The 24,258-nt window shown below is 72.8% G+C and carries 24 protein-coding genes; 17 read left to right on the forward strand and 7 right to left on the reverse strand.

Annotated features, from left to right (window positions below; genetic code table 11):
• The first annotated feature begins 78 nt into the window (after positions 1-78).
• Positions 79-1,047 (forward strand): alpha/beta hydrolase, encoded by a 969-nt coding sequence (locus AB0O11_RS21560; RefSeq protein WP_363389266.1) that lies wholly within the window; start codon positions 79-81, stop codon positions 1,045-1,047.
• 61 nt (positions 1,048-1,108) lie between these two features.
• Here AB0O11_RS21560 and AB0O11_RS21565 read toward each other — a convergent pair whose 3' ends face one another.
• The 3 genes from AB0O11_RS21565 to AB0O11_RS21575 all read right to left on the reverse strand — a co-directional run bounded on the left by AB0O11_RS21565 (position 1,109) and on the right by AB0O11_RS21575 (position 4,268).
• Positions 1,109-2,533, reverse strand: a complete 1,425-nt coding sequence (locus tag AB0O11_RS21565) for a VWA domain-containing protein (protein WP_363389269.1) — start codon at positions 2,531-2,533, stop codon at positions 1,109-1,111.
• On the reverse strand, positions 2,530-3,402 hold the full coding sequence (locus AB0O11_RS21570; protein ID WP_224284605.1) for a MoxR family ATPase: 873 nt from the start codon (positions 3,400-3,402) through the stop codon (positions 2,530-2,532). The genes AB0O11_RS21565 and AB0O11_RS21570 overlap by 4 nt, the downstream gene beginning before the upstream one ends.
• A gap of 194 nt (positions 3,403-3,596) precedes the next feature.
• Complete coding sequence (locus AB0O11_RS21575) at positions 3,597-4,268, reverse strand: Tat pathway signal sequence domain protein (RefSeq protein ID WP_363389272.1); 672 nt, start codon at positions 4,266-4,268, stop codon at positions 3,597-3,599.
• A gap of 477 nt (positions 4,269-4,745) precedes the next feature.
• On the opposite strand from AB0O11_RS21575, the gene AB0O11_RS21580 reads away from it, so the two are divergent.
• The 4 genes from AB0O11_RS21580 to AB0O11_RS21595 all read left to right on the forward strand — a co-directional run bounded on the left by AB0O11_RS21580 (position 4,746) and on the right by AB0O11_RS21595 (position 8,315).
• Positions 4,746-5,474: a TetR/AcrR family transcriptional regulator gene (locus tag AB0O11_RS21580; RefSeq protein ID WP_363389275.1), complete on the forward strand. Its 729-nt coding sequence runs from the start codon at positions 4,746-4,748 to the stop codon at positions 5,472-5,474.
• Positions 5,475-5,658: 184 nt separating this feature from the next.
• Positions 5,659-6,315 (forward strand): DUF6230 family protein, encoded by a 657-nt coding sequence (locus AB0O11_RS21585; protein WP_363389278.1) that lies wholly within the window; start codon positions 5,659-5,661, stop codon positions 6,313-6,315.
• Positions 6,316-6,317: 2 nt separating this feature from the next.
• The gene (locus tag AB0O11_RS21590; RefSeq protein WP_363389280.1) at positions 6,318-6,848 is read left to right on the forward strand and encodes a DUF6114 domain-containing protein; all 531 of its coding nucleotides are present in this window, start codon (positions 6,318-6,320) and stop codon (positions 6,846-6,848) included.
• Positions 6,849-7,061: 213 nt separating this feature from the next.
• Positions 7,062-8,315 (forward strand): globin domain-containing protein, encoded by a 1,254-nt coding sequence (locus AB0O11_RS21595; protein ID WP_363389283.1) that lies wholly within the window; start codon positions 7,062-7,064, stop codon positions 8,313-8,315.
• A 37-nt stretch (positions 8,316-8,352) separates the two neighbouring features.
• On the opposite strand, the gene AB0O11_RS21600 is transcribed toward AB0O11_RS21595, so the two are convergent.
• On the reverse strand, positions 8,353-9,756 hold the full coding sequence (locus AB0O11_RS21600) for a selenium-binding protein SBP56-related protein (RefSeq protein WP_363389286.1): 1,404 nt from the start codon (positions 9,754-9,756) through the stop codon (positions 8,353-8,355).
• Between the two features lie 96 nt (positions 9,757-9,852).
• On the opposite strand from AB0O11_RS21600, the gene AB0O11_RS21605 reads away from it, so the two are divergent.
• The 3 genes from AB0O11_RS21605 to AB0O11_RS21615 all read left to right on the forward strand — a co-directional run bounded on the left by AB0O11_RS21605 (position 9,853) and on the right by AB0O11_RS21615 (position 13,659).
• Positions 9,853-11,700, forward strand: a complete 1,848-nt coding sequence (locus tag AB0O11_RS21605) for a tetratricopeptide repeat protein (RefSeq protein WP_363389289.1) — start codon at positions 9,853-9,855, stop codon at positions 11,698-11,700.
• 109 nt (positions 11,701-11,809) lie between these two features.
• Entirely contained in the window at positions 11,810-12,811 is a 1,002-nt protein-coding gene (locus AB0O11_RS21610; RefSeq protein ID WP_363389292.1) for an alpha/beta hydrolase, read from the forward strand.
• 53 nt (positions 12,812-12,864) lie between these two features.
• Entirely contained in the window at positions 12,865-13,659 is a 795-nt protein-coding gene (locus AB0O11_RS21615) for a fused MFS/spermidine synthase (protein ID WP_363389447.1), read from the forward strand.
• Positions 13,660-13,747: 88 nt separating this feature from the next.
• Here the strand turns inward: AB0O11_RS21615 and gcvH are convergent, their stop codons facing one another.
• Positions 13,748-14,128, reverse strand: coding sequence for a glycine cleavage system protein GcvH (gene gcvH / locus AB0O11_RS21620; RefSeq protein WP_363389295.1), 381 nt, complete (start codon positions 14,126-14,128; stop codon positions 13,748-13,750).
• A 298-nt stretch (positions 14,129-14,426) separates the two neighbouring features.
• Here gcvH and AB0O11_RS21625 point away from each other — a divergent pair, with 298 nt between their 5' ends.
• The 3 genes from AB0O11_RS21625 (at position 14,427) to AB0O11_RS21635 (ending at position 17,062) form a co-directional block, all read left to right on the forward strand.
• Positions 14,427-15,266: a class I SAM-dependent methyltransferase gene (locus AB0O11_RS21625; RefSeq protein ID WP_363389298.1), complete on the forward strand. Its 840-nt coding sequence runs from the start codon at positions 14,427-14,429 to the stop codon at positions 15,264-15,266.
• A 182-nt stretch (positions 15,267-15,448) separates the two neighbouring features.
• Positions 15,449-16,459: a sigma-70 family RNA polymerase sigma factor gene (locus AB0O11_RS21630; protein WP_363389300.1), complete on the forward strand. Its 1,011-nt coding sequence runs from the start codon at positions 15,449-15,451 to the stop codon at positions 16,457-16,459.
• A gap of 81 nt (positions 16,460-16,540) precedes the next feature.
• Complete coding sequence (locus AB0O11_RS21635; protein WP_363389302.1) at positions 16,541-17,062, forward strand: pyridoxamine 5'-phosphate oxidase family protein; 522 nt, start codon at positions 16,541-16,543, stop codon at positions 17,060-17,062.
• Positions 17,063-17,145: 83 nt separating this feature from the next.
• Here AB0O11_RS21635 and AB0O11_RS21640 read toward each other — a convergent pair whose 3' ends face one another.
• Positions 17,146-17,280: a hypothetical protein gene (locus tag AB0O11_RS21640; RefSeq protein ID WP_363389305.1), complete on the reverse strand. Its 135-nt coding sequence runs from the start codon at positions 17,278-17,280 to the stop codon at positions 17,146-17,148.
• Between AB0O11_RS21640 and AB0O11_RS21645 the strand changes: the two genes are divergently transcribed.
• The 6 genes from AB0O11_RS21645 to AB0O11_RS21670 all read left to right on the forward strand — a co-directional run bounded on the left by AB0O11_RS21645 (position 17,279) and on the right by AB0O11_RS21670 (position 23,060).
• The gene (locus AB0O11_RS21645; protein ID WP_363389308.1) at positions 17,279-17,812 is read left to right on the forward strand and encodes a hypothetical protein; all 534 of its coding nucleotides are present in this window, start codon (positions 17,279-17,281) and stop codon (positions 17,810-17,812) included. The two genes, AB0O11_RS21640 and AB0O11_RS21645, sit on opposite strands and share 2 nt — an antisense overlap.
• Positions 17,813-17,875: 63 nt before the next feature.
• On the forward strand, positions 17,876-18,889 hold the full coding sequence (locus AB0O11_RS21650; RefSeq protein ID WP_363389311.1) for a hypothetical protein: 1,014 nt from the start codon (positions 17,876-17,878) through the stop codon (positions 18,887-18,889).
• A gap of 39 nt (positions 18,890-18,928) precedes the next feature.
• Positions 18,929-20,260: a Dyp-type peroxidase gene (locus AB0O11_RS21655; RefSeq protein ID WP_363389313.1), complete on the forward strand. Its 1,332-nt coding sequence runs from the start codon at positions 18,929-18,931 to the stop codon at positions 20,258-20,260.
• 346 nt (positions 20,261-20,606) lie between these two features.
• Entirely contained in the window at positions 20,607-21,272 is a 666-nt protein-coding gene (locus tag AB0O11_RS21660) for a DedA family protein (RefSeq protein ID WP_363389316.1), read from the forward strand.
• A gap of 136 nt (positions 21,273-21,408) precedes the next feature.
• Positions 21,409-22,080 (forward strand): O-methyltransferase, encoded by a 672-nt coding sequence (locus AB0O11_RS21665; protein WP_224276369.1) that lies wholly within the window; start codon positions 21,409-21,411, stop codon positions 22,078-22,080.
• An 80-nt stretch (positions 22,081-22,160) separates the two neighbouring features.
• Positions 22,161-23,060 (forward strand): Gfo/Idh/MocA family oxidoreductase, encoded by a 900-nt coding sequence (locus AB0O11_RS21670; RefSeq protein ID WP_363389319.1) that lies wholly within the window; start codon positions 22,161-22,163, stop codon positions 23,058-23,060.
• 71 nt (positions 23,061-23,131) lie between these two features.
• On the opposite strand, the gene AB0O11_RS21675 is transcribed toward AB0O11_RS21670, so the two are convergent.
• Entirely contained in the window at positions 23,132-24,247 is a 1,116-nt protein-coding gene (locus AB0O11_RS21675; RefSeq protein WP_363389322.1) for a hypothetical protein, read from the reverse strand.
• Positions 24,248-24,258 lie beyond the last annotated feature (11 nt).

Genomic DNA, 24,258 nt, shown 5'->3' on the forward strand with positions numbered 1-24,258 from the left:
GCCGGCGGGGTTCCGGGGACGGCCTGCTGGGCAGGGTCGGGGGTGAAGCGATGTGTCCTCCGGATGGGGAGTGGTGAGTTGAACCAGGCGATCAAGCACGGCGAGACCGAGGTGAACGGCGTACGGCTGCACTTCGCGGAGCAGGGCGAGGGGCCGCTGGTCCTGCTGCTGCACGGCTTCCCGGAGAGCTGGTACTCCTGGCGGCACCAGTTCGCGCCGCTCGCCGAGGCCGGTTACCGGGTCGTCGCGCCGGACCAGCGCGGGTACGCCCGCAGCGAGCAGCCCGAGCGGGTGGACGCCTACACCCTGCTGCACCTGGTCGGCGACGTGACCGCGCTGATCGGCGCGCTCGGCGAGGAGCGGGCGGTCGTGGTCGGGCACGACTGGGGCGCGCCGGTGGCCTGGGCCACCGCGGCGCTGCGGCCGGACCTGGTGCGCGGGGTGGCCGGGCTGAGCGTGCCACCCCTGCCGGCCGGGCCCGGCCCCTTGTCAGGCGCCCGGGAGAGCTTCGGCGAGGGCTTCTACCAGATCTACTTCCAGGAGCCGGGCCGGGCGGACGCCGAGCTGGCGGCCGACGTGAAATCCAGCCTGCGTCGCATCTTCTGCGGCATCCAGCCCGACGGCGAGCCGCGTCCGTGGGTCGTCCCGGAGGGCAAGAAGCTGCTGGACACCGTGCCGGAGCCGGAGCGCCTGCCGGACTGGCTCACCGACGCGGACCTCGACGCGTTCGCCGCCGACTACGCCCGGCACGGCGAGCGCGCCTTCACCGGGGGCCTCAACTGGTACCGCAACATCGACCGGAACAACGAGCTGATGACGGCCTTCACCGGCCGGCGGATCGACGTGCCGGCGCTGTACGTGGTCGGCGAGCAGGACCTGGTGAACGCGATGATCGCGCCGGAGGCGGTCGAGTACCTGCTGAAGAACCTGACGCCCGGACTGCACCGGCACGTCCGGCTGCCGGAGACCGGGCACTGGACGCAGCAGGAGCGCCCGGCCGAGGTCACCGCGGCGCTGCTGGACTTCCTGGAGCACCTGGACAGGTAGGCCGGCGACGTGCCGGTCGCGGCCGCCCGCCGGGGGCCGCGACCGGTGGGCCCGCCGGGCGTCAGACGGGCAGCAGGCGGGCGATCAGTTCGCCGAGGCGGCGGGTGTTGCGGCAGGAGTGCATCTCCACCACACCCGCGTAGGCGAGTGCGGCGGAGTCGCCGGTCGGCCAGAGCGAGGGCTGCTCCGGGTTGAGCCAGAACACCCGGCGGGCCCGGCCGGCGATCCGGCGCAGCGCGTCCAGGTTGGGGTCGCGCCGGTTGTTCCTGGCGTCGCCGAGGACCAGCACGCAGGTGCGCGGGCCGACGGCGTCCAGGTGGCGGTCCGCGAACTCCCCGAACGCGGAGCCGTAGTCGCTGTTGCCGTGGTAGCCCGTCACCTTGGCCCCGGTGAGGATCCGGGCGGCCAGGCGCGCCGGGTCGTCGCCGCCGCGGAGCAGGCCGGTCACCTCGGCGGTGCGGTTGACGAAGGCGAACACCCGGACCTTGCTGAACTGTTCGCTCATCGCCTGCACCAGCAGCATGGTGAAGTCGGCGAAGCCCGCCACCGAGCCGGAGACGTCGCACAGCAGCACCAGCTCGGGGCGGGCCGGGCGGCGCAGCCGGTAGGCGGGGCGCAGCGGCACCCCGCCGGTGGTCAGCGAGCGGCGCAGGGTGCGGCGCAGGTCGATCTCCCCGCGGGCGGCGCGGCGGCGCCGGGCGGCCAGCCGGGTGGCCAGTTTGCGGGCCAGCGGGTGGACGGTGCGGCGCAGTTCGGCGAGCTGGTCACGGCCGGCGTGGAGGAAGTCGACCCGGTCGGCGGTGGGAGCGACGGCGCGTTCGGCGATCCGCTCGGGGCCGCGCAGCTCGGCGACCCGGCGGCGGGCCTCGCCGGCGGCCATCGCGCGGAAGTCCCGGATGCGGCGGCGGATCTCGTCGGCGAGCACCCGGTCGGAGAGGTCCTGGGCGTCCCGGCGCTCGCGCAGCGCGGCCAGGACGCGGGCGAGCAGCGTGTCGGGGGCGAGCCGGCCGAGCGCCTGCTGGGCGGACCAGCCGTCGGAGCCGGGGGAGCCGCCGACGCCGTACCGGCCGAAGGCCTCCACCACCTCGCCGGCCAGCCGGGCCTGGGCGGCGCGGTCGTCGTCGGCCAGCGCGGCGGCCAGTCGGTCGCGCAGTTGCTCGCGCAGCGGGTCGGGGCGGCCGAAGCGCGGTGGCTCGGGGTCGTCGGGGACCGGCGGCGGGTCGGCCCGGACGGCCTCCGGGGTGCCGACGCCGAGCGGGAAGAACAGGTCGAAGGCGGCGTCGAAGACCGTCCGCTGGCTCTCCGAGCGCAGCAGGGCGGCGGCCAGGCCGGCCCGCATCTGCTCGCGGTCGGCGAAGCCGAGGACGTCCAGCACGGCGGCGGCGTCCACCGTCTCGGCGGGGCCGATCCGCAGGCCGTGCCCGCGCAGGGCGCGGACCAGGCCGGTGAGACGGGCGGCGGTGTCCGTCCGGTGGGGCGTCGTCATGCGAGGGTGAGCTTCTCGGCGGCCCTGCGGACGTCGTCCTGGTGCTTGAGGATCACCCCGAGTGTGTCCCGGACGACCGTCTCGTCCAGGGTGTCGGCGCCGAGGGCGAGCAGGGTGCGGGCCCAGTCGATGGTCTCGGCGACGGAGGGCGCCTTGCGCAGCTCCATCGCGCGCAGCGCGCCGACGACCCGGACCAGCGACTCGGCCAGCGTCTCGTCCAGGCCGGGCACCTTGAGCCGGACGATCCGGCGCTCCAGCTCGGCTTCGGGGTAGTCGAGGTGGAGGAAGAGGCAGCGGCGGCGCAGCGCCTCGGAGAGTTCGCGGGTGGCGTTCGAGGTGAGCAGGACGAAGGGGCGGCGGCTCGCGGTGATGGTGCCCAGCTCGGGGACGGTGACCTGGAAGTCGCTGAGCACCTCCAGCAGCAGCGCTTCCACCTCGACGTCGGCCTTGTCCATCTCGTCGATCAGCAGCACGGTCGGCTCCTCGCCGCGGATCGCGGTGAGCAGCGGGCGGGTGAGCAGGAACTCCTCGCCGAAGATGTCGGTGCGGGCCTCCTGCCAGCCCTCGTCGCGGCCGGCGGTGATACGCAGCAGCTGCTTGGCGTGGTTCCACTCGTAGAGCGCGCGGGCCTCGTCGATGCCCTCGTAGCACTGGAGCCGGACCAGCCGGGCGCGGCCGATCTCGGCCACCGCCTTGGCGAGTTCGGTCTTGCCGACGCCGGCGGGGCCCTCGACCAGCAGCGGCTTGCCGAGCCGGTCGGCGAGGAAGACGGTGGTGGCCACGGCGGTGGAGGCCAGGTAGCCGGTGGCGGCCAGCTGCTCGGCGGCGTCCGCCACCGAGGTGAAGAAGCCCGTGCCGTTGTCGCTCATCAACCCGCCCCGTTCCGGTTCGCCGTCTCCGTGCGGCGCCACCCTACCGGCCAGTCACTTCGCTGTCGCGGGGGCGGGGCGGGGTGGGGCGGTGGTGTCGGTGCGGTACGGCGGCACAGCGGTACGGCGGCGTACGGCCCCGGCGAAGGTGCCGTACGCCGCCGTCGTCACGACGGGCCGGACGGGCCCTGGCGTCAGTTGACGAAGAGGACCGGCTGGCCGGGGGCGGTGATGTCGACGACCTGGCCGTAGGTGGCGCTGAAGTAGCCGGTCGAGAAGCACAGGCTCGGGCCGGAGGCCAGGGCGAACGGCTGGCTGGTGAAGCCGATGGTGTTGCCGGTGTTCGAGGTGGTGCCGTTGATCCCGGTGCTGTTCTGGTAGTTGCAGCTGATGCTGCCCAGGATGGTGTTGAGCACCACCGTGGTGCCCATCGCGCCGGCCGCGCCGGGGGTGAGCTGGACCGGGTTGCCGGGGGCGTCGCTGACCGTGTTGGTGTACGGCAGGTTGGTGACGGTGATGCTCTTGACGCCCGTGACACCGATGACGTTGGAGGTGCAGGAGCCGAAGGTCTGGGTGTCGAGCCGCTCGACGGCGCTGCCCGGCGCGGCCGGGTTGGCGGTGACGGTCGCCGAGAAGGAGGAGGTGGCACACTTGATGCCGCTCGTCCCGGAGGCGCTGCTGTAGAAGGTCGCGTAGGTGCCGGAGACCAGGTTGGCGGACAGTACGTCGCCGACGGCGACGGCCGGGCCGGTCGGGCTGCCGGTGGTCAGGACTGCCGATCCGGCGGCCTGGGCGGGGGCCACGGCCGCTCCGGTGAGGGCGAGCGAGGCGAGGGCGGCGGTGGCGAGGGTGCGGCTGATGCGCATGAGGGTGCCTCTCTCCGTCCGGTGGACGGGTGGGGGGAGCCCCGGCGTGCGGGTGTGGTGGTGTGCACGACGGGGGAGGTGCATGGCGTACCGGAGGCTTCGTACCGGGGGCTTCGGCTCATGCCGAGGGGCGGGCGGGCCCGGCGCCACGGGCCCGTCCGTGCGGTACGGCGGTGCGGACGTACGCGAGGTGAACGTACGGCGGTGCGGTGGTACGGCCTTGCGTACGGGCGGCGGCGTGGAACACCGCGGCACCGCGCGTTCGGTCGGGGACGTGCGGTGCCGTGGGGGCACGTCGACGGCTGCCACCGTCACGGTCCCGCCTCCGCCGTGGTCCCGTGGCCTGGGCGTTCGCCCCGGCCTGTCGGAGCCCCGGAGGTCCCGCCGGCGGGGGCCTGCTGGCCCACCGGTTGGAAACCTGTCAGTGTTGTAAACCCGGTGTTCCGTCAATGTCAATACAGGACACAGGAGTTGGTGATGGATCGGAAGTACCTCCGCGGAGCCGACGTGGTCCTGCTGCCGGGTGCCCGGACCGGCCGCGATCCGGCCCGCTCGATCAAGCCCGGCCCGCGCCGGCTGCCCGCAGGCGTGGTCGCCGCGACCCAGCGAGAGCGGCTGCTGGACGGGCTGGTGCGGACCGTCGCCGAGCGCGGCTACCAGCACGCCACGATCAGCGACATCTGTCGCGCGGCGGGCGTGACCAGGCCGGTCTTCTACGAGCTGTTCAGCGGCAAGGAGGACGCCTTCCTGGCCGCGCACCGGTACGGAACCGGCGTGGTGATCGCACGGATGGGGGCGGCCTTCGCGGCCGAATCCGACTGGTGCCGGGGCGTCCGGAAGGCGCTCGGCGTGATGCTCCAACTGCTCGCGGGAACACCGGCGTTCGCCACGATGGCGGTGATCGAGATCGAGGCGGTCGGCCCGGCCGGCCGACGCGAGCGAGCCCAACTGCTCACCAGGTTCCGGGCGTTCTTCTCCGACGTTCCCCAACTTCCCGGCGGGGTCGAGTCGAAGGAGATGGTGGATGCCGTGGTGGGCGGCGTCTACAGCACGATCTACCGGCGGATCGACTCCGGCCGGACCGAACAACTGCTGGATCTCCTGCCGACGTTGAGCATGTTCTGCCTGTCGCCGTTCCTCGGCCCGGCGGAAGCGGCCGAGCGGCTGGGGGTGAGGGACTGGCCGAAGCGGGTCGCCGATTGGTGAAGAACCTTCGTGCACCTGTATTGACCGGGCCAATACCGGGCAGTAGCTTCCCAGTTACTTACCGCGCTCCGACCTGACCCGCCCCGCTGCCGAGGGGCGGACGGACCGGTCGGGCCGGGGAACGCTGTCCGCGCCAGGACAACGTGCCAGTGCCTGCACACCCATCCACCCACAGGGAGCACACATGGCCATGTCCGAGGACGCCGCCACGGCGGCCGAGACCCCGCAGACGCCGAGCACGACGAGAAGAGGCCGGATACGGGGCAAGCGCACCGCCCTGATGGCCGTACCGGCCGTCGCGGCCGGGGGCGTCCTGATGGCGCTCACCGCCCAGGGCGTGCTCGCCGCCCAGTTCTCCATCTCCGGTATGCCGTTCACCATCACCGCCGACAAGCTGGAGGGCGAGGGCTTCGCGCAGTTCGGCGCGCTGGACTCGATGATCCCCGACAGCCCCAACGCGGGCTCCACCGGCGGCCAGGTGCTCGTCGCGGTGTCGGCGATCAAGAAGGCCGAGATCACCAACCTGTGCCAGAGCGTCGACCTCGGCGGCATCAACCTGGTGATCCACGCGGGCGACGGCGGCACCCCCGTCTCCGCAAGCAACCTCACCACCGACTCCGACCTGCTCTCCGGCGACGCGGAGTTCACCAACATCGAGATCGGCGGCGACGCCAGCACCTACACCAAGGCCGGCCCGATCGGCAAGGGCGGCCCCGGCGTGTTCGGCCAGCAGGCCGACACCGTCAAGCTGACCCACCTGAACCAGCACAACTACGCGAGCACCGCCGTCGGGTTCAAGCTGCCCAACCTGCGGCTGAGCTTCAGCTCCACGGGCTGCTGAGCATGACGGAGTCCGTACCGGAGCAGGCCGGCACCGGCGAGGCCACTGCGGCACGGGGCGAGGGGGTGGCCTCCGAGGGGACGGCGGCCGCGCCCGCCCAGGCCGTGGCGGCCCCTGCGGCCGAGCCCGCCGCACGCCCGGTCAAGCGCGACTGGCGGGGCAAGCGACCGTTCTGGGGCGGGCTGCTGGTGACGCTCGGCGGCGCCGAGATCCTGTTCACCCTGAAGGCCCCGCTGCCCGTCATCCTGCACATCGGGATGCAGGGGCTGGCCGGGTACCTGGTGCCGGCGGTGATGGTGCTGTGCGGCCTGCTGATCCTGTTCAACCCGGCGCAGCGGCTGTTCTACTCCATCCTCGCCGTGCTGGCCTCGCTGGCCAGCTGGGTCACCTCCAACCTGGGCGGCTTCCTGGTCGGGATGCTGCTCGGGGTGGTCGGCGCCTGTCTCACCTTCGGGTGGCTGCCCGACCAGCCGCTGCGCCAGGGCCGGCAGCGGCGGCTGGAACGCCGGGAGGCGCGCCGGGCGGAAGTCTGACGGCGGTGCCCCGGGTCCCGGTGGTGGGAGAGCACCGGGGCGCGGGGCCCCTGCGCCGTCGCGCGCGGGGCACCGCCGGGGCCGCAGCCGTCCACGGTGGCCGAACACCATTCCGGTCCGCACGCACCACCGCAAGGGGTCGAAGGTCCCGGGTCCGTCCGGGGCGATCGGCCCTTCTCGCGTTCGGCGCCCCGGCAGTTGACTGGGCAGGATATGGACAACAGCAGCAGCACGCAATTTGCCAACGGCACCGCCACCGCCGAGTACGACCGTCTCATCGCCCGCCACCACGCCATGCGCCTGCGCCGCCAGCTCCTCGCCCCGTCCTCCTCGGCCGGCGGCGACTTCGGGTACGGCGCGTACGGCGAGGACGGCGGCTACGACGGCGCAGCCGACCAGCACCTGATCCGGCGCGACCTGGACCTGATCTCCCCGCTCGCGGAACTGATCGACCACCTGTACGCGGTGATGTTCGGCCGCCGCCCGTTCCTGCGACCGCTCTTCCCCGCCTCGATGGAGTTCCAGCAGCTCCACCTGGAACGGATCTTCCACCACCTGATCGACCGCCTCGACCGCCCGGACGAGCTGGCGCAGACTCTCCGCCAGCTCGGTCGCGACCACCGGAAACTGGGCGTCCGGCCGGTGCACTACGAGGCGTTCGAGGAAGCCCTGTGCGCGGCGGTCCGACACCGGGCCGGCGAACGCTGGACCGAGGAGCTGGAGGGCGCCTGGGTGCGGATGCTGCGCTTCGCCGTCGGCTCGATGGTGGCCGGCGCCGACTCCGCGCTCACCGAACCCCCGTACTGGCACGCCGTGGTGACCGGCCACGAGCGCCGCCGCCCCGACCTCGCCGTGCTGCGGGTGCGCACCGGCGAGCTGTACCCGTACCAGGCCGGGCAGTACGGCACCGTCGAGCACCCGGCGCTGCCGCACACCTGGCGGCAGTACTCGATGGGCTGCGCCCCGCGGGCCGACAACGAGCTGGAGTTCCACGTCCGCCGCACCGGCGTCGGCGGGGTCAGTGCCGCCCTGGTCGAGCACACCGCCGTCGGCGACCGGCTGCGCCTCGGACCGCCGCGCGGCAGCCTGCTGCCCGACGGCGACGCCCGCGACCTGCTGCTGGTCGCGGGAGGCACCGGCCTCGCCCCGATGAAGGCGATCGTCGAGCAGCAGGCCGCCCACCGGCCGACCGGCCGCCGGGTCCACCTGTTCGTCGGCGCCCGGGACCGAGCCGACCTCTACGACTGGCAGGCGCTGGCCGAACTCGGCCTGCACAAGCCGTGGTTGACCGTCACCCCGGTCACCGTCGGCGAGCTCGCCGACACCGTCGCGACGGCCGGAGACTGGCGCGAGCACCTGGCCTGCGTCACCGGGCCGGTCGGCATGGTCGGCTCCGTCCGCACCCGGCTGGCGGCGGCCGGGCTGCCGTCGGCGCAGGTGCGGTTCGACCAGGCGCTCTTCCGGTGATGCCGGCAGGACGGCCGCCGGTTCGGCGGTCGTCCGCTCAGCGGAAGCAGTAGGAGTCGGAGGAGGCGTCGCCGCCCGCCAGGTGGGTCTGGTGGACGCGCAGGCCCCGGAAGTCGGCGCCGTGCGGGAAGAAGCGTTCGTCGATGCTCAGCCCGCCGGCGTCCGGGTCGGCGTCCAGCTTGACCATCCAGGGCTCGATGCCGTCCGGGTAGAACTGGTCGTCCCAGGCGCCGTAGAGCGAGTTGGTGAGGTAGATCCGCCGGCCGTCCCGGCTGATCTCCACCATCTGCGGCGCCCCGCTCAGCGGACGGCCGGGCTCGGCCGGGTGCGGGGTGCGGGCGGCGATCCCGCCGAGTCGCACGGAGCCGGTCGGCCGGGGGTGGAACGGGTCCGAGACGTCGTACTGGAACAGCTCGCCGGTGCCCCAGGCGGACACGTACAGCCAGCGGTCGTCCACCGACAGGTTGATGTCGGTGACCAGCGGCGGCACCGCCCCGAACGGCTGCAGCGCGGGCGGCAGGTCCTCGGCCTTGGCCGGCTCGGCGGGGATCTCGATCACCTTGCGCGCGGTGAACGCCGGCCCCTCCCGGTACCAGAGCCAGACCGAGGAGGACAGGTCCTCGACGTTGGTGACCACCCCGGCGAACCCCCACTCCGCCTGCGGGTCGTGCGCCGGGCGCAGCTCCAGCACCATCTGGTACTGGTCGCCGAGGTCCACCCGCTGGAGGTGGCGGCCGGAGTCCAGCTCCCAGAAGTGCAGCGCGTGACCGTACTTGCGCCCGAGCAGGAGGTCCGGCACCACCCCGTCCTCCACCATCCGCGGGCTGCCCCACTCGCTGGTGATGCCCACGTTGGTGCCCAGGTGCCACCAGACGTCGTAGGCGAAGTGCTGCGGGCCGCGCTCGGTCTCCCAGGCGCGCAGCACCTCGAAGGTGGTGTGGTCGAGCAGCGCCACCCCGCCCGGGCCGTCGTCGCCCTCACCGCTGCCCAGGCAGGAGAGGAAGACGCCGTCGGGGCCGCAGTGCAGGGTGTGCGGGCGCGAGTAGCCCGCCTTGGCGGCGAGCTCCTCGGCCTCGATCGTCCTGACCAGGTGCGGGCGGACCGGGTCGGGGTGGGTGTCCAGCACGTGCAGCCGCGAGGAGCGCAGCCCGGGGAGCAGCAGGTAGCGCCGCTCCGGGTCCCGGTGGCAGGCGTGGGCGAGGGCGCTGGAGCAGGCGTTCCAGCCGAAGTGGTGCAACTCGTCGCCGAGCGTGGGCAGTTCGGCGAAGTTCAGAACCTTCCCGTAGCTCGCCGAGTCCGGATCGGTGTCGACGCTCAGCAACGCGTCCGGCCGCTGCCCCGAGCGGTCGAACCCGGCCACGTACGCCAGCTTCTCCGGCGGAGCGGCGATCGCCTCGGCGGCCGAACGGTAGAGCGACGGATCGGTGTGCCCGTGTTGCATGCAAACTCCCCAACTCGCCTTGTCTGTCCGGAAAGCGTTCCACACGACCACCGGCGCACAGCAGGCGTACGAGGGGCGGACGGCTACCCTTGCGGGGTGCACAACAGCATTCGAGGCGGGGCCTTCCACGCCCCGGTCGTCCAGACGGACACCGCACACGTGTCCGTCTCCGCCCGGCCGCCGACCATCGCGGGGCTGCCACCCCTCACCTCCGCCTTCACCGGGCGCGACCAGGATCTCGCCGAACTGCGCGCCCTGTTGACGGCGGACGGGCCGCCGACGGTGACGGTCAGCGGGCTCGGCGGCATCGGCAAGACGACGCTGGCGATCGCCGTCGGCCACGCGCTCCTGAACTCCGCGCACTTCTCCGCCGCCCTCTTCGTCGACCTCCGCGGCTACGACGACGCCCCGGTGGAGGCAGGGCAGGCCCTGGACACCCTGCTCCGCGCCCTCGGCGTCCCCGCCGAACACATCCCCCCGGACCCGGAGACCCGCGCCACCCTCTACCGCGACCGGCTGGAACGGCACGGCGGTGGCGTCCTCGTCATCGCCGACAACGCCTGCGCCGCCGACCAGGTCCGCCTCCTGCAACCCCCCTCCACCGGGCACCGACTGCTGGTCACCTCCCGGGAGACCCTCCCCAGCCTCGGCGCCCGCCTCCACCGCCTCGGCGTCCTGGACGCCGAGGCGGCCGTGGTCCTCCTCGACACGGCCGTCCGCACCGCCCGCGCGGACGACGACCGCGTCACGGCGGGCGCCGAGGGCAGCCACCGGATCGCGAAGTCGTGCGGGTACCTGCCGCTCGCCCTGAAGCTCGCCGCCGCCCAACTGGTCCTCGACCAGCACCTGCGACCGGTCGAGCTCGCCGACGACCTGGTCCACGGCACGAGCCGCCTGGACCTCCTGCGCGACGGCGACACCGGGATCCGCCGCACCATCGACCGTTCCTACCGTCGTCTCACCCCCGAGCAGGCCGAGCTCTTCCGCTTCCTCCCGATCTGCGTCGGACACGACGTCTCGACCGAAGCCGGCGCGGTGCTCGTCGACCGCGGGGTCCGGGAGACCCGAGCCCTGCTCGCCCAACTGGCAGGCGCCGCACTGATCGAGCAGAGCCCCTCGGGCGGCCGGTGGTACATGCACGATCTCGTCCGGCTCTACGCCCTGGAACAACTGGGGGAGGACCTCGAACTGGGCGCACGTGGGCTGAGCCGGCTCACGGAGTACTACGTGATGACCGCGCACGCCGCCAACCGACGGGTCACGTCGAGGCCCGACCGGCCGGACGCCGGTGTCTTCGCGGAACGGACCGCCGCCCTGGCCTGGTTGGACCGTGAACGGGCGAACATGGTGGCCATGACCCTGGGGATGGCACTCGTGGGCATCCACAGAGGGGTGCTCCGCCTCTCGCCCGTCGTGATGCCCGGGTTGATCCGCAGTGGCAGCGCCGAGATGGCGATCGCCGTCTCGGAGGCGGCACTGAGGGCTGCGGGTTCCCCCGGTTCCGGTGCCGACGAATCCGACGAGGCGAGTGCCTGGAACGACTACGGGATCTCGCTCCGCCTCGCGGGGCGCGCCGAGGAATCGGTCGAAGCCCATCGACGAGCCCTCGCCGTCGCGGTCGGCCGTTCCCGCTCGTCCGGCCGGCTGGTCGCCCTGTTCAACCTGGGCGAGGTGCTGAGGACGGTCGGCCGCCCCGAGGAAGCCCTTGAGCCCCTCGAACGCGTCCGTGCGCTCTGCCAGGACCACGAGGACCGGTACTGCGAGGCCGAGGCCTGGAAGAGCACCGGAGCGGCGCTTCGGGCCCTGGGCCGGAACGACGAGGCGGCCCGGGCACTGGACCGTGCCACCCGCATCCACCTGGCCCTGGGCGCGACCCGGGCGCACGCCCAGAGCCAGGAGGATCCCGAGCCCACCCACGGGGCCGGGGAGTGGGCCGGCCGGTGACACCCCGCCTCCGAGCGCCCCGCAGCTACCGGCCGGTATGGTCAGGGGCGGAGACAGGTGGTCGCCTGCCGGGACGGGCAGGCCGAGCAGAGGACGGGTGCGGCGGCAGATGGAGTTCCGTGAAGACATCCTGGGTGCCCCCTACGAGGCGGCGGAGCTGATGCTGCGGCCCGATGCCGAAGGGGCGGTGTGCGCGACGCTCGTGCGTCGGCTGGTGCCCGGGGCGGAGCGGGCCGTGCTGTACATCCACGGGTACAACGACTACTTCTTCCAGACCAACCTCGCCGAGCACTACACCGCGCTCGGGTTCTCCTTCTACGCGCTGGACCTGCGCAAGTACGGGCGCTCCCTGCGCCCGCACCAGTCGCCGAACTTCGTCCGCGACCTCGCCGAGTACGACGAGGAGATCGACGAGGCGGTCCGGATCATCCGCGAGCTGGACGGACACCGGCAGCTGCTGCTCAACGGGCACTCGACCGGCGGACTGGTCGGGGCGCTGTGGGCGGGGCGACGGGCCGGGCGCGGGGTGGTGGACGGGCTGTTCCTGAACAGTCCGTTCCTGTCCATGCCGGCCGGGCAGGCGGTCCGTACGGTCGGCGGGCCGGCCGTGACGGCGATCGGACGGCTGGCGCCGACCCGCATCCTGCCGTCCTCGCTCAACCCGCACTACACCCACAGCCTGCACAAGGACCACAAGGGCGAGTGGGACTTCGACCTCACCCTCAAGCCCGCCGAGGGCTTCCCGCTGTACGCGGGGTGGCTGGCGGCGATCCACCAGGGCCACCGGCGGCTGCGCCACGGGCTGGGGATCGACGTGCCGGTGCTGCTGATGGCCTCGACCCGGTCCGTCTCCACCACCAAGTGGCACGACGCGCTGCACCACGCCGACGCCGTGCTGCGCGCCGACGACATCGCCGCACAGGGGCCGCGGCTGGGCCGGCACGTCACCATCGTGCGGATCAAGGGCGGCATGCACGACCTGGTGCTGTCCGGTGAGACGGCCCGCACCGAGGCGTTCGCCGAGCTGGACCACTGGCTGGCGGCCCACCTCGACGGGCGTCCGGCGGACGTGCAGCCCGTGGCCGCGCAGCCCGCCGGGGAGAGCGCGTGACCGACGAGCCGGTGCCGGTCGGGAGGCGGACCGACCTGGGCTTCGCCAAGCTCATGCCCGACCTCGACCGGGACGGCGGCTGGCTGCTCACCCTGGACGGCACCCCGCAGTCGTACGTCGACCTCGCCGACCCGACCCACCTGGAGTTCGAGTACACCCGGCGCCTCGGCCACCTCGCCGACGCCCTCGCCCCCGCCGGGCGGCCGCTGGACGTGGTGCACCTCGGCGGCGGCGCGCTCACCCTGCCCCGCTACCTGGCCGCGACCCGGCCCGGTTCGCGGCAGCGGGTGGTGGAGGTCGACGGGCCGCTGTTGGAGCTGGTCGCCGAGCAGCTGCCCTGGCAGGGCCCCGGCGCGGACATCATCGCGACCGTCGGCGACGCCCGGGCGGCCCTCGCCGGCACCCCGCCAGGCTCGCAGGACCTGGTGATCGCCGACGTCTTCCACGGCTCGCGCACCCCCGCCCACCTGACCTCGGTGGAGTTCCTGCGGCTGGCGGCGACCGCGCTGCGCCCCGGCGGCTGCTACGCGGCGAACCTGGCGGACGGCCCGCCGCTGGCCTTCGCCAAGGCGCAGGCGGCGACGGTGCGCGCGGTGTTCCCGTACGTCTGCCTGGTGGCGGAGGCGCCGGTGCTGCGCGGCCGCCGGTACGGCAACATCCTGCTGGCGGGGTCGACGGCGCCACTGCCGGTGGCCGAGCTGACCCGGCTGCTCGCGGGCGACATCTTCCCGGCCCGGCTCACCGAGGGGGAGGACCTGGCGGCACTGGTCGGCCGGACCGCCCCGGTCACCGACGCGGAGGCCACCGACTCCCCGCCCCCTCCGGACGGCGCCTTCAGCATCGGGTGAGGCCCCGTACCGGCGGGCGGCCCGCCCGCCGGTACAGGGCCTCACCCGCATGCTTCCCGGGGTGGGCGATCAGCGCCACACCCGGACGTCAGCCGACCAGCTTCCTGTACGCGGCGGCGTCGAGGAGGCCGTTGGTGGATGCGCCCGGGGCGAGCTTGATCTTGAAGAGCCAGGCCTCGTAAGCGTCGTCGTTCACGTCCTCGGGGGCGTCCGCCGCGTCCGCGTTGATGGCGACGACCTCGCCGGTGACCGGGGTGAAGATGTCGGACGCGGCCTTGACGGACTCCACGACGCCCACCGGATCCCCGGCCCTGACCTGCGAACCGACCTTGGGCAGCTCCAGGAAGACGATGTCGCCGAGGGACGACTGGGCGTGGTCGGTGAGGCCGATCGTCAGCGTGCCGTCGGCCTCCGCCCGGATCCACTCGTGCTCATCGGTGTACTTGAGGTCCGTCGGGATATTGGACATGCCGCTCTCCATCCGGGTGTTCACGCACCGTCGACCACTCGTTGCAGTCGATCACCACGGCAGTCTGCTACATCCCCTGCCCGATCAGGACATCATCCGGAAAAATCGGTACAAGCCGTCCCAAATGGTGACCGCAGTCCGGTGAGCTTGACCGATTTTCGTCCGAGCCGCGGCCCGAGCCGGATGGCGGCGCGTCGGCGGAACGGGAGGGGCGGACGGGGTGTCAGAATCGGCGGGTTCATGCCCACGACGGGAACGCGACGGGAACGCGACGGGACCACGTCCGAAGGAGCGAGCGATGAGTGGCGGCGGGGAACGGCCGGAGCTGGGGCAGGTACCGGAGACGGCGCTGTGGACGCTGTGGCACCGGGCGCTGGAGGCACGGCGGCCGGACACCGTGCTGCCGGACCCGAAGGCGGTCGAGCTGGTGGACCGGATCGACTACCCGTTCGCGGAGCGGTTCGGCACCAGCGGCACCCAGGCCCAGCTCCAGGCGCTGCGCGCGGCCTGCTTCGACCGCGAGGTGGCCGACTTCCTTGCCCGGGAGCCGCGCGGCACCGTGGTCTGCCTGGGGGAGGGCCTGGAGACCCAGTACTGGCGGGTCGACAACGGGCGGGCCCACTGGCTGAGCGTGGACCTGCCCGACGTGGTGGCGCTGCGCGAGGAGCTGTTGCCGCCCGGCTCGCGCCAGCGCTACCTGGCCGCCGACGCCACCGAACTGGGGTGGGCCGACGAGGTGGACCGCAACCGTGAGGTGCTGGTCACTGCTCAGGGCCTGTTGATGTACCTTCCGCCGGCCCGGGTGAGATCCCTGATCGCAGGCTGCGCGGAGCGGTTCCCGGGCGGCTCGCTGGTGCTGGACGCCGTGCCGCGCTGGTTCAGCCGGCTCACCCTGAAAGGGACGGTGCGTGCCCACGGCTACCAGGCGCCGCCGATGCCCTGGGCGATGGACGCGGGCGAACGGGACAAGCTCCGCACCGCCAGTCCGGCGGTGGCGGCGGTGCGGGACGTCCGGCCGACCGGCGGACGCGGGCTCGTCGGAGCCCTGCTGCCACTTGCACTGACCATCCCGCCACTGGTCACCCGCCGTCCCTCCGTCACCGTCCTGAACTTCGCCGAGCGGCCCACGCAGTCGTAGACGGTTTCCCACGGTCTCGATGGGGAGACGCCATCCCCGAGGCGACGAGCCGCACCGCCGCCGGAGGCGGGTCCGCCGGCCGATGGTTGTCCCAGCGGCGTGAAAGAGTGCGTCTCCGGGGGTGGTTGCCGGCTTCGGTGTCCGGTGGTGCCGGTGACTGTCAGGGCCGTGGGAGCTTGGGGTTGGACGGACTGGTGAGTGTGGACGGCGAGGTGTCCGCCGCTGTGCGGGCAGCGGACGGGGAGGCGTTCGGCGGGCTTGCCGAGCGGTATCGGCCGGAGTTGCGGGTGTACTGCTACCGGATGCTGGGCTCTTACGACGAGGCCGAGGACCTGGTGCAGGAGGCCTTGCTGCGGGCGTGGCGCTACCGCGGGAGCTTCCAGGGCCGCTCCACGTTCCGGGCGTGGCTGTACCGGATCGCGACGAACGTGTGCTTGGACTTCCTCGACCGGCACCCGCGGCAGCCAAGGCCGGGAGGGACCGGTCGACCGACCGAGGTGCCGTGGCTGCAGCCGTACCCGGACCGGTTGCCGGAGCCGGTGGCCGCGCGGGAGGCGGAGCCGGAGGCGGTGGCCGTCGCCAGGGAGACCATCGAGTTGGCGTTCGTGGTGGCCATCCAGCACCTGCCGCCCCGCCAGCGGGCGGTGCTGATCCTGCGGGACGTGCTCGGCTGGTCGGCGGCGGAAACCGCCACGCTGCTGGAGACGAGCGTGGCCGCGGTGAAGAGCGCACTGCAGCGGGCACGCCCGGTGCTGCGGGAGCACCTGCCGGAACGCCGCGCCGTCCAGGCCACGGCCGCACCGCTTGCCGAACGGGAGCGCGAGCTGCTGCGACGGTTCATGGCCGCCCACGAGCGGGCCGACATGGCGGCGTTCGCCGACCTGTTGAGCGAGGACGTACGGCTGTCCATGCCGCCGTTGCCGTACTCCTTCGCCGGCCGGGCGGCCGTCGTCGCGTTCGTCGAGGACGCCCTGGGATCGGGATCGCCGCTGCACCGGGGGCAGTGGCGGGGTGTGCCGGTCGTGGCGAACCGGCAGCCGGCCATGGCCGGCTACATCCGGCTGCCGGGGGAGCCGGCCTACGAGCCGCAGGTGCTCGACGTGCTGCGCGTCGAGGGCACGAGGATCACCGAGATCGTCGCGTTCGAGCCCGGAGTCTTCGGCGCGTTCGGCCTGCCGGCGATCCTGCTCTGACGGCTCCGATTCCTTTTCCGCGCCCAGGTGGTCTCACAGTGCACGACCGCGGCCGGCGCGGTCGAGGACAAGGAGTTGACCGTGCACACACTGACCTCCGAGGAACTGGCAGTCCTGCCGCAGGGAGACGTCCGCCTCCTGGGCAGCACCGTCGCGCAGGCCTTGCTGGCTTCGACCGAGCTGGCGCGCGTGGCGTACGTGGCCGCCGACGGCACACCACGGGTGTTCCCGATGCTGTTCCACTGGACAGGACACGATGTGGTGCTGTCCACGTTCTTCCCCGCCCGGAAGATCGCGGCGCTGCGGGCCAGGCCCGACGTGGCGATCACGATCGACGCCGCGGGGACCCCGCCGCGGGCACTGCTGATCCGTGGTCGTGCCCAGGTGACCGATGTCGACGGAATCGTCCCGGAGTACTTGCTGGCCATGCGCCGCTACGCCGGTGACGAACAGGGCGCGGCCCAGGTCGCGGCCGTCGACCATCCAGGCGTGCGGATGGCGCGGATCGCGGTGCGCCCCGCCTGGGTGGGAGTCCTGGACTTCCAGACCCGGTTCCCCGGCGACACCACGGCCGCCGAGTTCAACCGCCGGGGACAGGCGTGACGGCCGAGTACGTGTTCGTCCCCGGAGCAGCATCCGGCTCCTGATCCAACCGGCCGGTGACAGGGGCTCCGTGCCCGACCCTGTCACCGGCGGGTGACAGGGTCCCCGTCGTGCTCGGTGTCGATCACGACGCCGGGTGCTCGCAGGCGGTCGGCGGCGCCGCGTGCGACGATGAAGAGGATTCGGCCCGGCCGGTAGGCGGCGGGAGGAACGGACATGGAGATCAAGCCGCAGGCGGCTGTCATCCCCAAGGACACCGACCAGCTGGAACAGGGGAAGTACGGCCCGATCTTCCCGAAGACGCCCGCGTGTTACGGCTTCACGATCGTCGCGAGGGTGAAGCCGGGCCGGGCCGAGGCCTTGCGGGAGTACGGGCACGCCCTGGCCGAGGCGCTGGAGAACGATCCACATCTTCTCGCGCCGCTGAAGCTGCACTACCTGCGCTGGGTGCTCTTCGACGACGACACGCGGTTCATGTACCAGGGGATCTTCGACACCGATTTCGACAAGTACACCGAGGACGCCATCGCCCTGTTCAGCAGGGCGGGGGTGAGCACGGCTTTCGAGAACCTCGAAGGGTTTCCCGAGGACTGGAGAACCGACCCCGAGGCGTTCGTCAGGTTCGTGCGTGCGCACCACTGCCCGAGCTTCATCGAGTACGGGGAATACCCCTACGTCACGGCCGACGAGATCAAGAAGGCGCTACGGATCAAGAACGCCCTGTCGGAGATGCTCGACCAGTTGCAGTGAGTGCCCGCGGCCCGCCCTGCGCGCGAGCTGACGCGCCGATGGCCCGCTGCCGAGGGAGGCGCCATGAGTGAGGCCACCACCGCCCGCACCTACAACCAGAACCACGTTCCGCGCGCCCCCACGCCCGGGCGACGGCGGGTGAGTGTCTACGTCTCGTGGAGCTATCCGGCCGAGGCGGGAAGGAACCCGGCCGAGCTGGACAACCGGTTCTCCACGATGACCGAGGTGCGGCGGGTGACCTGGCCTGCCTACGAGGACCCGAAGTGGTCCGACCCGCTGCGGTTCCAGCAGGGCATCGCGGGATCGCTGGAGTTGTTCTTCTGGGCCTGGGTGCCGTTCCAGCAGTTCGTCGAGGAAACCACAGGACACCCCGTCCCCGTGTACCAGCGCATCGACCAGGCCGGGTTCCACACCCCGCTCGACGAGCGGGTACTGGCCGACACCGACACCCTGTTCGTCTTCGGGCTGGACCACACGGTCACCGGCCAGGAGGCGGAGCCCGGGGAGGTCGAGGCGCTGCGGGCGTTCCTCGGCCGGGAGGACGCCTGTCTGGTCCTCGGGCCCCACCACGACGTGGGCGCATCGGACGATCTGACGGTGCGGGACATCGAGTACCACCACCACGGCGATCCCCTGGTGCCCCGCCAACAGCGTTTCGCCGGATACCTCCGGGGTGTGATGCACGGACTCGGCGTGCCGGTGGAGAACCGCTACGGGCTGCGGCCCGCCGTGCGGGAGCAGAACAAGATCGCCCCGTTCTCCGCGTCCAGGGACCTGGACCCGAAGGGATGGCTGGAAGGAGTGACCAACTTCAACTTCCACCAGCACCTGCCGCACTACGCCGTGACGACGGACCAGCCGGACATCGTTCACGTCCTGGCCAGGCAGCCGATCGACACCTCCAGGCCGCATCCGTTCACCGAAGCCGGCAACCTCACGTTCAACATGTTCCTGTGGATGCCCCCGGAAGGTGAGCGGGCCGGCGACCTCCTGCTCGCCGACTCCACGATCTTCAGTTCCCTGTTCGGCGGCGACGAGAGCCTGCGCAACTTCTGGCGGAACCTCGTCACCAGGTAGCGCCGCAGGCCGTTGCAGAGCGGTGAGGAGGTGGCTCCCGTGAGCGAACCGCGAGCCGTACTGGAGCTCGACGACATCCAGCGTGGAGTGCTCAGCCCCCGGCCGACCCCGTACGCGGCGAGCTATCTGGTGTTCCGCATCGACGACCGGACGCACGGGCGGGAGCTGATGCGGCGCGCGAGCGCGACGGTGACCTCGGCCGCCGACTCGGCCGACCCCCTGGGGGAGACGTGGGTGAGCGTCGCGGTCACCTGTCACGGGCTGGAGGCCCTCGGCGTGCCGCGCTCGTCGCTGGAGACGTTCGCGTGGGAGTTCCGGCAGGGAATGGCCGCCCGCGCCGGAGCCCTGGGCGACGACGGCGAGAGCAGCCCCGAGCACTGGGAGACGCCACTGGGAACCCCGGATGTCCATGTGGTGCTCACCGCGGTCGCACCCGACCCCGAGCGGCTGGAGGCGGCCCTCGACCGGGCCCGCCCCGCCTACGACCGGCTCGCCGGGGTGACCGCGGTCTGGCGACAGGACTGCTACGCGCTGCCGACCGAGACCGAGCACTTCGGATACCGCGACGGCGTCAGCCACCCGGCCGTCGAAGGCAGCGGCATCGCCGGGTCGAACCGGCTGGAGGCGCCGCTGAGGGCCGGTGAGTTCGTACTCGGCTACCAGGACGAGATCGGCGGCACCCGGACCCCGCAGCCGGAGGCGCTGGGACGCAACGGCAGCTACGCGGTCTTCCGCAAGCTCCACCAGGACGTCGCCGCGTTCCGCCGCTACCTGCGCCGGGCCGCCGGCAGTCCCGAGGACGAGGAACTGCTGGCAGCCAAGATCATGGGCCGCTGGCGCAGCGGGGCTCCGCTGGCACTCAGCCCGCAGCACGACGACCCCGCCCTCGGCGCGGACCCCGGCCGGCGCAACACCTTCCTGTACGCACGGGAGGACCCGGCGGGGTTCATCACCCCTGGCGGTTGCCACATCCGCCGGGCCAACCCCCGCGACGCCCCGGTGGCGGGCGAGGTGCGCCTGCACCGCATGATCAGGCGCGGCGCCGTCTACGGCCCTCCGCTGCCCGCGGACGCGCTGGAGGACGACGGGACGGACCGGGGCCTGATGTTCGCGTTCATCGGAGCCCACCTGGGGCGGCAGTTCGAGTTCGTCCAGTCCCAGTGGATGAACGACGGCGTGTTCTTCGGCGCCGGCGGTGCCAAGGACCCCGTCGTCGGATCCCACGACGGCAGCGACGGCTTCACCGTTCCCCGGCGGCCGGTGCGCCGGCGCCTGCCCCCGCTGCCGCGGTTCGTCGTCACCCGTGGCGGCGAGTACTGCTTCCTGCCGGGTCTGCGCGCCCTGCGCTGGCTCGGTGATCTTCGGGACTGACCGTGTGACGAGGCACACCCCGGCGCTGCCCACCGAAGAGCGCTGCGCCTGCGGTCACGCCTCCTCCGGGACGCCGGCCCGGGATCCCGGCGTCCTGATCGGAGCGGTCAAGGCGGTGGCCGTACTGCCTTTTGCCGAATCTTGGAGAAACGCTGGTCAACCTGGAACCATGGTGCGGGGGCGTACGTCGTAACCACGGGTGATCGGCCGGGGGGACAGGCCACCCGGCACGTTAGGCTCGTTCCGGGGGAGCGGCCTGGGTGCCGCCATCGGACGAACTGCCGGGACCGGCACGCGGCTCCAGGGGGAGCGCGGCCGGTCCCGTCCTGCCACGGAGGGACTGGCCTTGCACATCGACGCCTGGATCGAGGGGATTCCACCCACGGCGGTGTATGCCGTGATCGGTCTGATCATCGGGCTGGAATCGCTGGGCATTCCCTTGCCCGGCGAGATCGCCCTGGTCACGGCGTCCCTGATGGCGGTCAAGGGCGTGGTGAGCCCGTGGGGCGTCGCGGCCTGCGCGATCGCCGGCGCGATCATCGGTGACTCGGTCGGGTACTCGATCGGGCGCAAGGGGGGCAAGCCGCTCTTCGAGAAGCTGGGACGCAAGTTCCCCAAGCACTTCGGGCCCGCGCACCTGGCCACCGCCGAGCGCTCGTTCCACAAGTGGGGCATGTGGGCGGTCTTCTTCGGCCGGTTCATCGCCCTGCTGCGCATCTTCGCCGGTCCGCTGGCCGGCGCGCTGAAGATGCCGTACTGGAAGTTCCTGATCGCCAACGTGCTGGGCGGCATCGTCTGGGCCGGCGGTACGACGATGCTGGTCTACAAGGTCGGCAAGAGCATCGAGCCCTGGCTGGCCCGGTTCTCCTGGGCGGGCCTGGGTGCGGCCCTGGTGATCGGCCTGCTCTCGGCCTGGATCATGAAGCGCCGTGCCGCCAGGACGCACGCCAAGATCGAGGCGGAGGAGGCGGCCAAGGCGGCCGCCGCCGCCAAGGAGCCGGTCACCGACTGACCGCTCGACAGACCGGTCCCCGATCGGTCGTCCGATCGGCCCCCGGCCGGTCGTCCACGGTGACCGTCGTGGTGCCCTCGGGCCCTCGGAGTAGCATCGGCCGGGTACCTGCCGATCTTGCACTCTGGAGGGCCCGATGTCTTTGCAACCGACCTGGGATGCCGTGGACGCGTACTTCTCCGAGCAGCTGGTCGGGCCCGACCCGGTGCTGGAGGCCGCCACGGCCGCCGCCGACGCGGCCGGGCTGCCGAAGATCGCGGTGGCCCCCAACCAGGGCAAGCTGCTGCACCTGCTGGCGCTGACCCAGGGCGCGAAGCGGATCCTGGAGGTCGGCACGCTCGGCGGCTACAGCGCGATATGGCTGGCCCGGGCGCTGCCCGCCGACGGCACCCTGCTCACCCTGGAGCTGGACCCCCGGCACGCCGAGGTCGCCCGGGGCAACCTGGCGGCCGCCGGGCTGGCCGGGGTCGCCGAGGTACGGGTCGGCAGGGCCGCCGACTCGCTGGCCGAGCTGGTGGAGCAGGGCGTGGAGCCCTTCGACCTGGTCTTCATCGACGCCGACAAGCCGAGCAACCCGGAGTACTTCCGCCGGGCGCTCCAGCTGACCCGGCCCGGCTCATTGATCATCGTCGACAACGTGGTGCGCGGCGGCGCGGTCGCGGACGCGGTCAGCACCGACCCGGCGGTGGTCGCCACCCGGGCGCTGCACGAGCTGATCGCGGCCGAGCCGAGGGTCACCGCGACGTCGGTGCAGACGGTCGGCAGCAAGGGCTACGACGGCTTCACCCTGGCCCGCGTCCAGGGCTGAACCACGGGACACGCCGGAACATCGCGACAGAACACCGCGAGGGCGACGGAACACACGGAAAGCGAAGGAACGGAGACATCGTGCGGATCGGACTGCTGGGAACCGGCCCCTGGGCGGAGCGGGTGCACGCACCCGTCCTGGCCGAGCACCCCGGGCTGGAGTTCACCGGCGTCTGGGGCCGCCGTCCGGAGGCGGCCGAGGCGCTGGGCGCCGCGCACGGCGTGCCCGGGTACGCGGGCCTCGACCGGCTGCTGGCCGAGGTGGATGCGGTCTCCATCGCGCTGCCCCCGACCGTGCAGGCGGGTCTCGCGGTGCGGGCCGCCGAGGCCGGCTGCCACCTGCTGCTGGACAAGCCGGTCGCGCTGACCGTGCCGGACGCCGAGGCGGTGGCCGAGGCGGTGCGCGAGCACAAGGTCGCCTCGGTGGTCTTCTTCACCGTGCGCTTCGGCGGTGCGCAGATCCCGTGGATCGAGCGGCAGGCGCAGCTCGGCGGCTGGTTCACCGGGCGCTCGGACTGGCTCGGTTCGGTGTACGCGCCCGGCAGCACCAGCCCGTACGCGGCCTCGCCGTGGCGCCTGGAGAAGGGCGCGCTGTGGGACGTCGGCCCGCACGCGCTGTCCGTGCTGCTGCCGGTGCTGGGCGATGCGACGCAGGTGACGGCGGTGGCCGGCCCGCGGGACACCGTGCACCTGGTGGTGCGGCACGCGGGCGGCGCCTCCAGCACGCTCGCCCTCAGCCTGACCGCGCCGCTCGCGGCGGGCGGGACGGGCATGGAGCTGCGCGGCGAGCACGGCGTGGTGCAGCTGCCCGAGCGCGGCGAGGGCCCGGTCGCGGCGCTGCACCGGGCGCTGGACGCCCTCCAGGCCTCGGCGGCCTCCGGCGAGCCGCATCCCTGCGGGGCGGACTTCGGGCTGCGGGTGGTCGAGATCCTGGTCGGCGCCGAGCGCTCGCTGGCGAGCGGCGGACCGGTGGAGGTCTGAGCGGATGACCCGGCGGGGCCCGGGGACCGTCCGATCGTGCGGCACCCGCTGCCGGCGGCGGAAGCCGTCCGTCAGGGCGTGCCCGGCGGCAGCGGCGGCAGGGTCGAGGACGGGCGGCGGTCGGTGGGGCGGGCCGGCGGGATGACCGGGGCGCGGAAGTCGCGCGGGCCGGTCCACAGTGCCGGGACGGCGTCGCTGCGGCGGGCCAGTTCGTACGCCAGCGCCTCGTAGTTGACCCGCCAGCCGTGGAAGTGCGCCCAGGCCTCCTCGGCCGGGCGCTCGCGCGGGAAGCCGGCCGCGGTGATCATCGCGACGGCGCCCAGGTACTCGGCGTAGGTCAGCCGGATCGGGAGGTCCGGGTCCGGGTCCGGGTCGAAGTGGATCCGCAGCGAGCGGGCGATGTCACGCATCGCGGTGAAGCCGGCCCGGATCACCAGCCGGGCCTCGGGCGGGGCAGAGCGCGGGCAGAGCGCCAGGTGCAGGGCGGCGGCGTCCATCACGGCGATCAGCCCGACCACCCAGCTGCGGTTGGGCTGGGGGGAGCGGAAGGAGAGCAGCACCGGGTAGTTGGAGTGGCTCTCGCCGATGTCGGCGGCCAGTCGCTCCCAGTCCCGGTAGAGCTGGGGGAGCGCCGTCTCGGTGTCCACCAGGGACTGGCGGGCCAACAGCTCGGGGCCCCAGGCGGGCTCGCCGGCCCGGGACTGGAGCAGCGTCACCTCGGTCTCGCGGCGCTGGTAGGCGGCGTAGAGGGTCGGCAGGTAGGAGATCTGGAGGGCGATGATCAGCGGGCCGCTGGCGGCGGCCATGAAGTCGATCGCGGAGAGCTGGAGCCGCTCGCCGCTGGCGAAGCCGAGGGTGAACAGGCTGGACCCGGCCTCGCGCACGGACACCGACCAGCTGAGGTCGGAGGTGCCGTGCAGCAGCAGGGTGTAGGCGGTCAGCATCCCGCTGAGCCACACCCCGAGCATGCCCAGCAGCACCAGCGGTGCCAGCCAGGTGAGCGCCCGGTCCTGCGCGTGGTAGCCGCCGGCCGGCATGGCGGACAGCCGCAGCAGCCCGCGCAGCACCCGCCAGAGCCGCATCACCAACGCCGAGTAGAGCCCGCGCGGAACGACCAGCGTGCGCAGGATGCTGCCGACGACCTGTAGGAGCAGCAGCGCGCCGAGCGCGGTCTGGATCATCCTCATGGCGCCATTCT

Origin of the sequence: Kitasatospora sp. NPDC093102, from assembly GCF_040683915.1 — a bacterium.
In the GTDB taxonomy this organism is placed as follows: domain Bacteria; phylum Actinomycetota; class Actinomycetes; order Streptomycetales; family Streptomycetaceae; genus Kitasatospora.

Excerpts from the sequence above, each read along its gene's own strand:
- AB0O11_RS21565 (WP_363389269.1), bottom strand. The coding sequence starts at position 2,533 with ATGACGACGCCCCACCGGACGGACACCGCCGCCCGTCTCACCGGCCTG.
- AB0O11_RS21570 (WP_224284605.1), bottom strand. The coding sequence starts at position 3,402 with ATGAGCGACAACGGCACGGGCTTCTTCACCTCGGTGGCGGACGCCGCC.
- AB0O11_RS21575 (WP_363389272.1), bottom strand. The coding sequence starts at position 4,268 with ATGCGCATCAGCCGCACCCTCGCCACCGCCGCCCTCGCCTCGCTCGCC.
- AB0O11_RS21580 (WP_363389275.1), top strand. The coding sequence starts at position 4,746 with ATGGATCGGAAGTACCTCCGCGGAGCCGACGTGGTCCTGCTGCCGGGT.
- AB0O11_RS21585 (WP_363389278.1), top strand. The coding sequence starts at position 5,659 with ATGGCCATGTCCGAGGACGCCGCCACGGCGGCCGAGACCCCGCAGACG.
- AB0O11_RS21590 (WP_363389280.1), top strand. The coding sequence starts at position 6,318 with ATGACGGAGTCCGTACCGGAGCAGGCCGGCACCGGCGAGGCCACTGCG.
- AB0O11_RS21595 (WP_363389283.1), top strand. The coding sequence starts at position 7,062 with ATGGACAACAGCAGCAGCACGCAATTTGCCAACGGCACCGCCACCGCC.
- AB0O11_RS21600 (WP_363389286.1), bottom strand. The coding sequence starts at position 9,756 with ATGCAACACGGGCACACCGATCCGTCGCTCTACCGTTCGGCCGCCGAG.
- AB0O11_RS21610 (WP_363389292.1), top strand. The coding sequence starts at position 11,810 with ATGGAGTTCCGTGAAGACATCCTGGGTGCCCCCTACGAGGCGGCGGAG.
- AB0O11_RS21615 (WP_363389447.1), top strand. The coding sequence starts at position 12,865 with ATGCCCGACCTCGACCGGGACGGCGGCTGGCTGCTCACCCTGGACGGC.
- gcvH (WP_363389295.1), bottom strand. The coding sequence starts at position 14,128 with ATGTCCAATATCCCGACGGACCTCAAGTACACCGATGAGCACGAGTGG.
- AB0O11_RS21625 (WP_363389298.1), top strand. The coding sequence starts at position 14,427 with ATGAGTGGCGGCGGGGAACGGCCGGAGCTGGGGCAGGTACCGGAGACG.
- AB0O11_RS21645 (WP_363389308.1), top strand. The coding sequence starts at position 17,279 with ATGGAGATCAAGCCGCAGGCGGCTGTCATCCCCAAGGACACCGACCAG.
- AB0O11_RS21640 (WP_363389305.1), bottom strand. The coding sequence starts at position 17,280 with ATGTCCGTTCCTCCCGCCGCCTACCGGCCGGGCCGAATCCTCTTCATC.
- AB0O11_RS21650 (WP_363389311.1), top strand. The coding sequence starts at position 17,876 with ATGAGTGAGGCCACCACCGCCCGCACCTACAACCAGAACCACGTTCCG.
- AB0O11_RS21665 (WP_224276369.1), top strand. The coding sequence starts at position 21,409 with ATGTCTTTGCAACCGACCTGGGATGCCGTGGACGCGTACTTCTCCGAG.
- AB0O11_RS21675 (WP_363389322.1), bottom strand. The coding sequence starts at position 24,247 with ATGAGGATGATCCAGACCGCGCTCGGCGCGCTGCTGCTCCTACAGGTC.